Source organism: Sneathiella sp. D3-11 (genome assembly GCF_055809395.1).
In genome coordinates this window covers 2,525,466-2,539,059 of sequence record NZ_CM147911.1, presented here as the reverse complement: position 1 = coordinate 2,539,059, position 13,594 = coordinate 2,525,466, and the positions used below count along the sequence as shown (strand labels likewise).

At 51.5% G+C, this 13,594-nt stretch carries 10 protein-coding genes; 4 read left to right on the top strand and 6 right to left on the bottom strand.

Translation table 11 applies throughout. The features are described from left to right. The 6 genes from AC0L73_RS12950 to AC0L73_RS12925 form a co-directional block, all read right to left on the bottom strand. Entirely contained in the window at window positions 1-969 is a 969-nt protein-coding gene (locus tag AC0L73_RS12950) for an ABC transporter ATP-binding protein (protein WP_227947791.1), read from the bottom strand. Next, window positions 966-1,958 (bottom strand): ABC transporter ATP-binding protein, encoded by a 993-nt coding sequence (locus AC0L73_RS12945; RefSeq protein ID WP_227947792.1) that lies wholly within the window; start codon window positions 1,956-1,958, stop codon window positions 966-968. Before AC0L73_RS12945 ends, AC0L73_RS12950 begins: the two co-directional genes overlap by 4 nt. After that, window positions 1,958-2,839 carry an ABC transporter permease gene (locus tag AC0L73_RS12940; RefSeq protein WP_227947793.1) on the bottom strand — a complete coding sequence of 294 codons (882 nt, stop codon included), beginning with the start codon at window positions 2,837-2,839 and terminating at the stop codon, window positions 1,958-1,960. Before AC0L73_RS12940 ends, AC0L73_RS12945 begins: the two co-directional genes overlap by 1 nt. Before the next feature lies 1 nt (window position 2,840). Continuing rightward, complete coding sequence (locus tag AC0L73_RS12935; RefSeq protein ID WP_473653921.1) at window positions 2,841-3,818, bottom strand: ABC transporter permease; 978 nt, start codon at window positions 3,816-3,818, stop codon at window positions 2,841-2,843. A gap of 45 nt (window positions 3,819-3,863) precedes the next feature. Next, on the bottom strand, window positions 3,864-5,444 hold the full coding sequence (locus AC0L73_RS12930; protein ID WP_227947795.1) for an ABC transporter substrate-binding protein: 1,581 nt from the start codon (window positions 5,442-5,444) through the stop codon (window positions 3,864-3,866). A gap of 85 nt (window positions 5,445-5,529) precedes the next feature. Continuing rightward, on the bottom strand, window positions 5,530-6,501 hold the full coding sequence (locus AC0L73_RS12925) for a LysR substrate-binding domain-containing protein (protein WP_473653920.1): 972 nt from the start codon (window positions 6,499-6,501) through the stop codon (window positions 5,530-5,532). A gap of 109 nt (window positions 6,502-6,610) precedes the next feature. On the opposite strand from AC0L73_RS12925, the gene AC0L73_RS12920 reads away from it, so the two are divergent. From AC0L73_RS12920 to AC0L73_RS12905, 4 genes are all read left to right on the top strand, one after another. Beyond that, window positions 6,611-8,242: an amidohydrolase gene (locus AC0L73_RS12920; RefSeq protein ID WP_473653919.1), complete on the top strand. Its 1,632-nt coding sequence runs from the start codon at window positions 6,611-6,613 to the stop codon at window positions 8,240-8,242. Between the two features lie 23 nt (window positions 8,243-8,265). Continuing rightward, entirely contained in the window at window positions 8,266-9,180 is a 915-nt protein-coding gene (locus AC0L73_RS12915) for a CobW family GTP-binding protein (RefSeq protein WP_473653918.1), read from the top strand. A 131-nt stretch (window positions 9,181-9,311) separates the two neighbouring features. Then, window positions 9,312-10,442, top strand: coding sequence for an efflux RND transporter periplasmic adaptor subunit (locus AC0L73_RS12910; RefSeq protein WP_473653917.1), 1,131 nt, complete (start codon window positions 9,312-9,314; stop codon window positions 10,440-10,442). Next, window positions 10,442-13,564 carry an efflux RND transporter permease subunit gene (locus AC0L73_RS12905; RefSeq protein WP_473653916.1) on the top strand — a complete coding sequence of 1,041 codons (3,123 nt, stop codon included), beginning with the start codon at window positions 10,442-10,444 and terminating at the stop codon, window positions 13,562-13,564. Before AC0L73_RS12910 ends, AC0L73_RS12905 begins: the two co-directional genes overlap by 1 nt. The last annotated feature ends 30 nt before the right edge of the window (window positions 13,565-13,594 follow it).

Here is a 13,594-nt window from a genome sequence, read left to right as displayed (position 1 = left end):
CTAATCCAAAAGATGGCATGACGCCATATGACCATCGCCCTGGTCTTTCAATTCCGGCGCAACGCTATGGCATTTCTCGATCGCAACCGGGCAACGCCCTGCAAAACGACACCCGGTCGGTAAATTAATCGGGCTCGGCGGGTCACCCGTCAAGGGCACCCGTTTTTCACTTCCGTCGCGCGGGCGCGCTTTTGGCACGGCGGCGAGGAGCGACTTGGTATAAGGATGCTGCGGATTGGAGAAAAGCGAGATACGATCCGCTTGCTCAACGATCTGACCGAGATACATCACCGCGACATGATCACATAGATGCTGAACCACGCCGAGATCATGGCTGATAAACAGATAAGTCAGGCCCAGATCTTCCTGCAACTTCCGCATCAAGTTCAGGATCTGCGCTTGCACCGCCACATCGAGGGCAGACACTGGTTCATCGCAGACAATCAGCTCCGGCTTTGTGGCAAGTGCCCGGGCAAGGCCAACTCGCTGCCGCTGTCCACCTGAAAACTGATGAGGGAAAAGCCGCACCAGTTCTGGGCGCAGCCCAACCTGAACAAAGAGATCATGAACCATCTGATCCCGATCCTCTTCCGCGCCAATATCCATAAGATCGAGCGGTTCACGGACAATGTCTCCAACCCGTCGGCGCGGATCGAGCGACGAATATGGGTCTTGAAACACCATTTGCACCTTCCGCCGTGCCTCGCGAAGGCCCTCTTTTTCAAGCGAGCTAATCTCGACATCGCCAATTCTGACCGTGCCAGCAGTGATTGGAACGAGCCGCAACACGGCGAGCGCCGTTGTGGTTTTCCCTGATCCACTTTCCCCTACGATACCGAGAGTTTGCCCCTTCGGAACGGAAAAACTAACGCCATCAACAGCATGGACGATCTGCGCCTTGCGAAATAGCTTCTTGCCGCCGAAATGAACTTTCAGGTCCTGTACTTCCAGGAGAGGGCTATCACTCATACTGCCACCACATATTTCACATTATAGCAGGCAACAGAATGTGTCTTATCGACGGCTTCAATGTGCGGGCGCTCCTCCTCACAGATTGGTGTTTTATATGGACAGCGCGGCGCAAAGGCACATCCCTTGCCCAACTCGGTGAGAGAAGGAACAACGCCCTTAATCTCACTCAAGTATGGCCGGTCCTTAGTCGGATTCTCCTCCAGATGAGGGACGCAGGCAATCAGGCCGCGGGTATAGGGGTGCTGCGGATTTGCGAGAATATCCTCTGTCTTGCCGGTCTCGATTATATGCCCGGCATACATGACCGCAACGCGATCGGCTAGTTCGGCAATTGCACCCATATCATGGGTAATCATGATAATAGCAGTACCTGTTTCACGCTGCAGATCTTTCAAGAGATCAAATATCTGCGCCTGCACTGTCACATCCAGCGCCGTCGTCGGCTCATCCGCGATTAGAATGCGGGGCCGGCAGGAAAGCGCCATGGCAATCATCACCCGTTGCCGCATGCCGCCCGAGAGCTCATGCGGATAGGACTTCGCCCTGATTTCCGGCTCCGGAATGCCGACCTTTGTCAGCATCTCAACAGCACGCGCCCATGCATCAGCCTTCGAAATATCCTCATGCAAGAGAACGCATTCCGCAATCTGGTCACCGACACGGAATACCGGGTTGAGGGAGGTCATCGGTTCCTGGAAAATCATTGAGATGATACCACCGCGCACCTGCCGCATCCGCGCGGTTGATGCCTGCACCAAATCTTCCCCGTCCAGCGATATAGAGCCGTTTGTAATCTTCCCGGGCGGACTCGGGACAAGCCCCATGATGGAAAGCGCCGTCATGCTTTTCCCGCAACCAGATTCACCGACGATGCCGAGGATTTCCCCGCTTTCCAGCTCTAGGGATATTTCGTTGAGGACCCGCGCATTGCCAGCGCGGGTTTTAAAGTCAACGACCAGATCTTTAATCGAGAGAATAGCAGACATCAACGCTCCCTCAACTTTGGATTAAAGGCATCATTGAGACCATCGCCAACAAGGCTAAACCCAAGCACCGTCAAAAAAATCATAAAACCTGGGAAAGTCACAACCCACCACCCGTCGAGTATATATTCGCGGCCAGACCCGATCATCAGACCCCAACTGAAGACATTCGGATCACCAAGCCCTAGAAAGCTAAGTCCCGCCTCAAACAGAATTGCAATACCTACTGTCAAGGTTGCCGCCACGATCAGCGGTGCCAATGCGTTAGGCAGAATAACACGCCAGATTATCCGTCTGTTCCGCGCGCCGATGGATCGGGCCGCATTGACATATTCCAGGTTGCGAATGCGTAAAAACTCCGCACGTGTCAGGCGAGCTGTCGTTGGCCAACTGACTATACCGATCGCGAGAGAGACAACATAGATTGTCGGCGTGAAGAGAGTGACCAGCACCATCGCAAAAAGCAAGGCCGGCAATACCTGAAAAAATTCTGTGACCCGCATCAGAAATTCATCCACGATACCCCGGTAAAATCCGGCAAAGGCGCCAACAAGAATGCCAATCGTGATCGTGATAATACCGGCGACTAGCCCAACGAATAACGTTGCTGGGCCCCCATTGATCAACCCGGCCAGAATATCCCGACCCAAATAGTCGGTTCCCAAGGGTGCCCGCTCGGACTCGCCCGGCGGCGTAAGCGGTGCCCATACAATCTCGAACGGATCAACCGGGTAGAATAAGGGTCCGGCAAATGTGAATAGAATCACGGCAATCAGAATAATAATCCCGAGCATACCTGCCCAGCTTTGGCGAAAAGCGCGAATTGCTTCCCGCCAAGGGCTTTGGCTTTGAATGATATCCTGACTGTTTTCAACTGTTGTCATATTACCCACCCGTCCGAATGCGTGGATCGACAAGCCGATAGACAAAATCTGTTATCAGATTTGCAACGATCACCAAAAGGGAAGAGAAAAACAATATGCCGAGAATGGTCGGGTAGTCACGGGCAAGAATTGAATCGAATGCGAGCGTACCCAGCCCTGGCCAACTGAAAACTGTCTCCACCAGAACCGCGCCGGAAATAATGCTGCCAAACTGGAGCCCTGCGATCGTGACCACCGGCAACACTGCATTGCGAAGGGCGTGATGGCCATAGACCTTGACTTCCGCAACCCCCTTGGCCCGTGCTGTGCGGATATAGTCCGACCCTAAAATCTCCAGCATACTAGCCCGGGTCAGGCGCGCATATTGTGCGAGATATACGATCCCAAGCGTAAGCGATGGCAAGACGAGGTGATAGAGAATATCGACGACCCGCCCGAAAAAACCGCCACTCTTGGTGATGTCATACATATTGGCGATAGGAAATATCGGATAAATCCAGGCGAACAGAATGACCAACATCATACCGGTCCAGAAAATCGGCGCAGAATAGCCGATCACGGAGACAAGCGTGACCAGACCACTCACAATTCCCTTGGGTTTATGGGAAGCGAGCACGCCAAGGAAAGTTCCTACGAATACTGCAAATAACAAAGCAGTCGCCACGAGAAGAATGGTCGGTCCTGCACGACTTACAACGAGATCAAGCACCGGGGCATTGTAAAAAAAGGACTGCCCTAAATCGCCCTGCAACGCCCGGGACAAATAAACGCCGAGCTGAACATAGACCGGTTTATCAAGGCCATATGTCTTTCGGATGTCGGCCAACATTTCTTCAGTGGCACCGCCCATCTCCCCGGCGATAACATCCGCAGGGTCCCCCGGCGCCATATGGATCAGGAGGAAATTCAGAACCAGCACCGCCAGAATGAGCAAAAAGGCATGCAACAAGCGGCGGGCGACCAAAAGCGTCATAGTCATGACCGGTAGGTCTCCCGCCGTATATCGATAATCTGACGCAGCATATTACTTGATGTAAACCTCATCGAGTGGTGACATTGCGCCCCAAATCGTTATCGGCGGATTGCCGATTTCTTTGCTATAGGCTGTATGATACGGCAGTACATTTATGAAAGCGAGAGGTGCATCGTCTACAATAATTTCCTGCGCCTTCTTATAAAGTGCAATACGCTTCGCCTGATCAAGCTCCGACCCTGCTTCATTCAGGAGCTTGTCGACTTCCTCGTTACAATAGCTCTGTGTATTGGACCAGATCACGCCCTTCTTGATGTTATCGCAAAGGTAAGTACGGTGAACCCCGATGACCGGATCAGCCCAGTTGAAGACGATATCCATGCTCATATCAAAATCGTGGCCGCCGACACGCTTCGCCCATGTCGGAAAATCAGGTGACGCCCGAAGTTCCACGTCGATACCGACTTTCTTAAGCTGAGACTTCAAATATTCCGCCACATTTTTCTGCAACTCAGCCGAGCCGGGAATGTAGTCAATCGTCAGCTTGAAACGCATATCGCCGTCGCCACGCGAGAAGCCTGCCTCATCAAGCATGGCGTTAGCCTTATCAAGGTCAAGGTCATACTTATTCACGCCAGCCGCATAGAATGGACTACCTGGCACGACCGGTCCAGTTGCCGCCTTGGATTGCCCACCGAGCAGCGCATTGATGATAAAATCACGATCCATCGCGTAGGCAATTGCCTGACGGACCCGCTTATCTTTTAAATACTGATTGTTGAAATTGAAAGCGAGCCAGTTCATTGGGCCAACAGCCTCATATCCCTTGTCGGTGACAACCAGACCATCATTCTTTTTCAACCGCGCGATATCTTTGGTTGGCGCAAGGAAAGGGTACATATTGATTTCACCCTTATCAATGGCCAGCGCAAGACTGGTTAAGTCTTTATAATTCTTAATAATAATCTTATCGAGATATGGCCGCCCCTCGATAAAATAATCGGGATTCTTTTCAAGAATGATATATTCGCCGGGCTTAAATTCGACGAATTTAAACGGACCCGATCCGACAGGCGCATTGTTCGCCGGATGGCTCTTGGCATCTTGCCCGTCACCGTAAATATGTTTTGGAATGATCGGCAACAGCGCGCTCGACATCGCGAGAAGTGCAGCCGGATGCGGTTTTTCGAAGTTGATCACCGCGGTTAAAGGATCTGGCGTATCCACACCCGTCACCGGGGCAAACATTGATTTAAAGGGATGATTGTCCTTAACCGTCTGCAGCGAGAAGGCCACATCCTCAGAGGTGATTGGTTTACCGTCATGGAATTTTGCATTCGCGCGGAGCTTCAAAGTAATGCTCTTTCCATCATCGGAAATGCTCCAGCTTTCAGCCAGATAGGGTTGCGGCTCCCAATTTTCATCGAAACGCAGCGGTGTTGCAAAAATCTGCGTGCCTGGGACCGCCGTCGCGATACCCGATTGGACCGCAGGATTGAGATGGCGCGCCTTCTGCGTTGTTCCCAGAACCAACGTTCCGCCACTTTTAGGCTCATCCGCTTGGGTAAATGATGCGGCGCCGACGGTCATAAGCATCGCCGTTGCAGCCGCAATAATTCCTGTTTTCCTCATCCTGCCTCCTGTGATTTATGAGATTTTCTCAGCTTTTTCACTATAATCAGGCTAGTTCAGCGACTTTCTTTCGTAAAATATATTTTTATGCTGGTATTAGTACATTTTTCCGATGATCTTTTCCTGCTCGCCCCTCAGGCAAGACGGCCCTGTTGAAGGCGCCGCTATCCCGCAATCTGATACATGTATCAATGACGACTTGATCGACTTTGCTTAAATGCGCATCAACGCGATGAATGATACCATATTCTACGCTGCGATATCCCGGCGCGAGAGGGATTCGCACCAGATCACCAACCGTATATTGTTGTTTCTGCAAAGGCCTGAGGTTGAATATTGAGTAACCAAGGCCAGCCGCCACCATACTTCTCACCATTTCCGATGATTGTGACGAATAGGCGACATGCGGTGTCAGGTTATTCTGACCAAAGAGGCCAAACATATAGTCCCGCGTTTCATCCAGATCGAGAAGCACCATTGGCTCACCGCAAATATCCTCCAGCGATAGTTGCCGCCGCCGCGAGAGTGGGTGGCTATGAGGAAGGACTATATGCGGCGGGGCAACGAACATTGACACGAAATTGATACTGGACGGCAGATTGGCACTTACTCCGATTGCCAGGTCAATCTTACTATCAACAACATGGCGCATATTCCGGGAAATATCCCCTTCCGTAAAATGGATCGAGATACCCGGATGATTATCAGCCACGGATTTTGTAATCAATGGAAGGATAATGGGAGCGGCGGGAGTGAAACACCCCATACGTACCGCGCCGTTTATTGCATTCGCCTGCTCATCTATTGCTTCTTCGAAGGAACGATGCGCCTTGAGCAACTGGCGCGCATTGGAGAGGAACACATGGCCGAATTGTGTGGCACTTATTCCTTTTGAAGGAAGCCTGGTAAACAATTTTTTGTCGGTCTGGATTTCGATAGCATCAATTGCGGAGGAAATGGACGAGGCGGATATATTCAACGCCTTTGCCGCCCCGGTAATCGACCGGTGCTGTGCCGCAATATCTATATAGTTTAGCTGCTTTAAGGTATAACGCATCCATTCCTCAGATTTTTATAATAATACCCGCGAAATAAACTATTTTTCAGAGGTTAAAGAGCGGCTTACAATCTGTCTACAAAAAAGCGAAAAAGAGAGGACCCTGATCTTGTCGGCAATCACAGTATTCAGCGCGAAGAAAATTATCACCATGAACCCCGCCCGCCCAAATGCCACTCATGTCGCGGTACGCGATGGGCGCGTGCTGGCAACCGGAACGATTGACGAGATTGCTGGCTGGGGCGACTACACGCTTGATGACAGCTTTGCTAACAAAGTGATTATGCCGGGCTTTGTCGAAGGCCACTGCCATTTAATGGCCGGCGGAATCTGGCGCTACACTTATGTTGGTTATCAGGATCGCGTTGATCCCGACGGTAAACTTTGGCCAGGTGTCAAAACACTAGAAGAAGTCCTTACGCGGCTGAAGGAAGCCGAGATGGAGCTCGGCCCGGATGATGCCCTCGTCGCCTGGGGGTTCGATCCTATTTTCCTGATGGACCGACGGCTCGACAAGAACGACCTTGATAACGTCAGCCCCTCCCGCCCGATCGCGGTTGTCCATTCGAACTTTCATCTTTTAACTGTGAATTCCGCATCGCTCAGCCTTGCTAATTATGTCGCCGATATGGATGTTGATGGAATTGCCCTTGGCCCCGACGGGTCACCTAATGGGGAACTGCAGGAAATGGCCGCAATGTTTCCCATTATGAGGCGCCTAGGCATTGATTTGCGAGAGTTGGGGCGCACAGAAAGAAGTCTTGTCGATTTTGGCAAGGTCTGTAATCGCGTAGGCGTCACCACTGCCGCCGACCTGATCAACGACCTTCCTGACGAAGATGTCGCACAGATGAAAACTATTACGGATGGGTCCGATTATCCGATCCGCTTGATGTCCCTGCTAAACGGTATTTCCCAACCCGCCGACGAGACACGAGAACGAGCGCTTGAGTTAAAAGGAAAAAGCACCGAAAAGCTTCGCCTCGGTGCCGTGAAAATCATTACTGATGGATCAATCCAGGGATTTACAGCGCGGCTGCGCTGGCCCTATCACTATAACGGTGCGCCAAACGGCATCTGGAATATCGCCCCGGAACAGCTGAATGTCCTTGTCAGTGTCCTCAATGAAGCCGGCGTCCAGATGCATATTCACACCAACGGCGACGAAGCAATCGAAGTCGCGCTGGACGCGTTGGAGCAGGCAAAGATCAAGAAAAACCGCCCTGATCTCCTCCATGTTCTGCAGCATTGCCAGATGGCGGACCGAGCACAATTTCGCAAGATGAAGCGCTTGGGCGTGGCCGCCAATCTATTCTCAAATCACATATATTATTTCGGCGACAAACATTACGAATTGACCATCGGGCCGGACAGGGCGCTCCGCATGGACGCTTGTCAGTCGGCAATCGATTTTGGTGTCCCTTTCGCCATCCACTCTGATGCACCAGTAACTCCTATGGCCCCGTTATTTACCGCATGGTGCGCCGTTAACCGGTTAACAGAAAGCGGAAAGCTTCTCGGTGAGTATGAGCGAATTAGTGTTGATGAAGCATTGCAGGCGATCACCCTTGGTGCGGCAACCACGCTTCATATGGACCATGAGGTCGGCTCCATTGAGACGGGCAAATGGGCGGACTTTGCCATTCTCGAAAATGACCCTGAAACCATCGGTGCGGAAAATCTGAAGGATGTCGGCATATGGGGTACTGTCCTCGCGGGAGAAAAGCATAAAATCCCATGAAGATACGGAGAGAACCGCTGCCCATGACTGTTCTCGCAGGATTTTTGGGATCGGGGAAAACAACTTTGGTCAACCATCTTCTGCGACAAGCGGATGGGCCGCGCATCATGGTACTTGTCAATGATTTTGGCGACCTCCCTATTGATGAGGATTTGATAGCCGCAAAGGATGGGGACACCCTCACCCTCGCCAATGGCTGCGCCTGCTGTTCCATGGGTGCTGGTCTCTATAAAGCTTTTTCAACCGCTCTCGATTATGAGCCTACGCCAGATCATCTCCTGATCGAAGCGAGCGGCGTGGCAGAGCCAAAACGGATCGCCAATTTCGCAAGGGCGGAGCCAGACCTCACGCTGAACGGGATTGTAACGATGGTTGACGCGCTGAATTTTCAGACAACGCGTGAAGATCAGAGACTTTCAGAAATAGTTGAGGCACAAATCAGCAGTGCCCATATACTACTGCTTAATAAATGCGACCTCGCCCAACAGCAAAATATAGACATATGTGCAGAGATCTTGCGCCACGTCAATGAGACCGCACCGATTATCAAAATTACGCATGGTGCCTTGTCAGGTGATATTTTCTTCGGCGAAGGAAGGAGCATCGACCGACTTTCCGAGACTTCCAACGACTCGCATTCTCACACCCATGAGACGGACTTTTCAAGATGGTCCGTCGCCACAGATTCGGAAATCAACAAGGCCACCCTGAAAGAGGTACTCAATCATCTTCCCCCCTCTATTCTGCGCGTCAAAGGTATATTTCGCGCTACGGGAGAAAGTAACCTGTGGGTCGCTCACAAAGCTGGCACACATATAGATATTTCCCCGCTGTCCATGAACTCATCATTCTCCGGGAGAACCGGATTCGTTGCAATTGGCACCAAAAGCCCGGACTTCTACAATATTCTGGATGCAGCGTTTCATTCCTTAAAGTAATGCTGCAAAACAGCAAATCTGGTAATTCCATCACAAGGGTAACAATCTTTTTTACCGATATGTTTACGAATTGCTCCGCGAATGAAACAATGACGCCCTAGTAATTGCCTTAAAATCTGCGAGGGGGCTCAATGCGGCGACTATCTGGTACTCTTCTATTAGCCTTTATGGCGACAATTCTAATACTAATCATGACGTCCATGAGCTTTGCACAATCGGCCTCGGGCGGGGAACCGCCCGCGCCTGCAGTGCTGGTGGCAAAGGTCGAGGAGAAGAATATTGCCGATCAATTTGTCTTCTATGGCCGGGTTGAGGCAACAGCACGCGTTCAGATTAATGCGCGCATAGAGGGCTACCTTGCCGAAGTTGCCTTTGTAGAAGGGAGTACAGTCAAGGAAGGTCAGCTTCTTTTCAAGATTGAAAAGAGCATCTATGAAGCGAATGTCGCGCAGGCCCGAGCCAATTTGGCAAGCGCCGTCGCCGCTTCTAAACTTGCGAAACTGGACTATGAAAGATCCAAGGAGTTGGTCGCCCGCAAGACGGTCTCCCAGGCACAGCTTGATAAGGATTTGGCACAATATGAGGAAGCTCAAGCAAATGTCGCCGCGCAAAAGGCTCAGCTTTCCCTTGCCGAAATCGATTTGGGATATACGGAAATCCGGGCCCCGATTGATGGACGGATTGGCAAGGCGAACGAAACCAAAGGATCTCTTGTCGGACCATCGGGCACGTCTTTAGCACTTCTAGTCGCGCAAGATCCCATCCATGTGGCATGGCCGGTCCCGGATCGGCTATTTCTGGAAGTCAGCAAGAGCCAGCGCAACAGATCGGATGTAAACGTCAAACTGAAACTCGCGGATGGAACAATTTACGATCAAACAGGAAGGATTATTTATGCCGATCCCAGTGCCAACGAAACGACGAATACAATTACAGTCCGCGCCGAGTTTTCAAATCCAAAGATGCTCCTTGTAGATCAACAGCTAGTTAGCGTCATTATTGAGAACAAGGAGACGCAAAAGCATCTCGTCATCCCGCAGGACGCCCTTCTTCTTGACCAGCAGGGTCCTTATGTTTTTGTCGTGAGCTCTGATAACAAAGTCGAGGTACAGCGTATCACTACCGGCGCCCAACAAGGCCTTTCTCTTATTGTGACAAAGGGCCTCGAACTGGGAGATCGTGTCATAGTCGCTGGTCAACAAAAGGTCCGAAGTGGCATCACCGTTACCCCTAAACTCGCCGACCAAAGCGAGGGTAACTGATGATCTTCGACTTTTTTATTCGCCGCCCAAAATTCGCGATGGTGATTTCAACCGTGCTTGTGCTCGCGGGAATTCTCTCGATGTTTGTCATCCCGGTATCCCAATACCCGGATATCACTCCGCCAACGGTTCAGGTTACCACCACCTATTCCGGTGCCAGTTCCCGGGTGGTAGCAGACTCAGTTGCTCAGCCGATCGAAAGCGCCGTTAACGGCGTCGACAACATGATTTATATGTCGTCGGGATCCAACTCTGATGGCAGCTACGCGCTAACCGTCTCGTTTGATGTGGGCACGAACCCCGACCTTGCCACAGTGAACACACAAACCCGCGTGAGCCAGGCACTGTCATCCCTCCCCGACACTGTGCAGCAAAATGGCGTGACGGTGCAAAAGCGATCCAATTCAATCTTGCAAATTTTTGGCTTCTATTCCGACGATACCAGCCTGGATCAGCTGTTTATCAGCAACTACCTGACCATTAATGTTCTGGATCAATTAAAGCGCCTGCCGGGGGTTGGCGATGCACAAATTCTTGGCGCCTCTTCATATGCGATGAGAATATGGATAGACAATCCTACATTGATGTCCAATCTGAAGCTCACAAATCAGGATATTATCTCGGCGATCCAGAACCAGAATATCCAGGCCCCCGCCGGACGGATCGGTGCGCCCCCAATATCAGATGAACAGAGCTTACAACTGACCGTCAACACCAAAGGGCGGCTTTCCAGTGTGGAAGAGTTTGAGAATATTATCCTGCGCGCCCAAGATGATGGATCGATTATCCGCATCAAGGATGTCGCCCGCGTAGAACTGGGTGCCCAGAATGCTCAGCAACAGCTGAAACTTAACGGCTCCCCGGCTGCAGGTGTTGCAATCTATCTTTCTCCCGGAGCCAATGCCGTGATCACGGCCAATTCGATAGAAGAGAAAATTGCCGAACTTGCCGAGAGATTTCCTGCCAGCATGGAGTATCATAAGTTTGTCGACAGTGCCGAGTTTGTCGATGATATGATCTTTAAGGTCGTTGAGACCCTGATCGAGGCCTTTGTCCTCGTCGCCATCGTGGTGTTTGTCTTTCTCGGCCGTTTTCGAGCGACTCTTATTCCGCTTTTTGCCGTACCTGTTGCCATTATTGGTGCCATTGCTGTCATCTATGCAATAGGCTACACAGCAAATATTATCTCCCTCCTCGCCCTGGTTCTTGCAATTGGTATTGTCGTTGATGACGCCATCATTGTTGTTGAGAATGTCGAACGAGTGATGGAGGAAGAGCCAAACCTCTCCCCTGCCAAGGCAGCGCATAAGGCGATGACGGAAATCGCCGGGTCCATTATCGCCATTACGTTTGTACTATTGGCCGTATTTATTCCGATCGCTGTGCTCCCCGGTTCTTCAGGTGTTTTGTTCCGGCAATTTGCCATTGCGATTTCCGCTGCGATGGTTATTTCTGCCATTAATGCGCTAACTTTATCACCCGCTCTATGCGCATTATTCCTGCGCCCGGGCAAGCCGGTCGTCTTTATGCGCCCGATTACGTCCTTGATTAATCGTATTGGCGACGGTTACGCCGGCCTGATCAAGAAGCTCGTTCGAGTTGCCGCGCTCAGTATTGCCGCCGCAATCGGTATTGGGCTCCTCACGGGTTATGGCATCACCAACACGCCGGCAGGATTCGTTCCGGAAGAAGACAAGGGCTACGTTATGATCGTCTTCCAGCTTCCAGCAGGCGCCTCCTTCAATCGCACCGTGAAAGTAGCGGATAGAACAGTAGAAGCCCTAAAAGGCGACCCCGCCGTTCGAATGATTGGCCAAGTAGCTGGCCTAGATCTTTTGAGCAACAGCAATGCCTCCAATGCCGGGGTTGTCTTTCTCAATCTCAAACCCTATTCAGAGCGTAAATCACCGAATCTGAGCGCGACGGCCGTATTACAGCGCGCCTTGCCAAAGCTGGCCGGCATTGCTGAAGCCGCGTTTATCCCGCTTAATCCTCCCGCCATTGATGGCCTCGGAAATGCCGGTGGTTTTCAGTATATGCTCCAGGCTCTGCAAGGACAAAAGCCGTCTGAAATGGGTGCTGTCCTTCGCAATGTTTTGGTTGAAGCCAATCAGGATTCCAATATCGCCAGCGCCTTTTCAACATTCGAGGCAAACACTCCGCAAGTCTCCCTTGATATTGATCGGGACAAAGCGAAAACGCTTGGGGTCGAAATTTCCGATGTATTCAACGCCTTGCAAAGCCAGCTAGGCGGATACTATGTCAACGATTTCAATCTGTTTGGCAGAACTTGGACAGTATATGTACAGGGCAGCGAAGAATTCCGCGCAAAGATTGAGGATATTTACGACATACAAGTTCGTAATTCGTCGGGAGAGATGGTGCCCATTTCCAGCTTCGCAGAAGCAAGCCTCGATAGCGGTCCGCGCCAAATCACCCGGTATAATAATTATGAAACGGCTGCAGTATTCGGGAATCCGGCGCCCGGCGCAGGGATCGGTGTCGCCATGGCGGATATGGATAAAATCTCGACAAATGAATTACCGAGCGGTTATGCCTATGAATGGACCGGCCTCGCCCTGCAGCAGGTGGAAGCCGCAGGTAAAACTCCGCTCGTTATTGGTCTCGCCTTCGTTTTTGCCTATCTTTTTCTTGTCGCGCTGTACGAAAGCTGGAGTATTCCACTGGCCATTCTGTCTTCCGTCGTCGTTGCCGTCTTTGGCGCGATTGCTGGCATTCGGATTGCAGGTCTCTCCTTCGACCTATATGCGCAAATCGGAATTGTTGTCTTAATCGCTCTGGCAGCAAAGAACGCCATTCTGATCAATACCTTTGCGCTCGAGCAACGAAATATTGGCAAGCCTCTCGCGGAGTCCGCAGCTGATGGCGCACGGTTGCGGTTCCGTCCGGTCATGATGACAAGCTTTGCCTTTATCATGGGGCTGGTGCCGCTGGTCATTGCCTCCGGTGCCGGTGCCGGGGCGATGGTGGCACTTGGCGTTCCAGTATTTTCGGGAATGCTCGCCGCGGCGACACTTGGTATGTTACTAATCCCTATGCTATATGTCGCCTTCCAGTGGATGCGCGAGAAAGCAGGCTGGAGACCCGTCGTCGAAAGATAGGAAAACCCATTGACCGCCGAAAAATCCGAC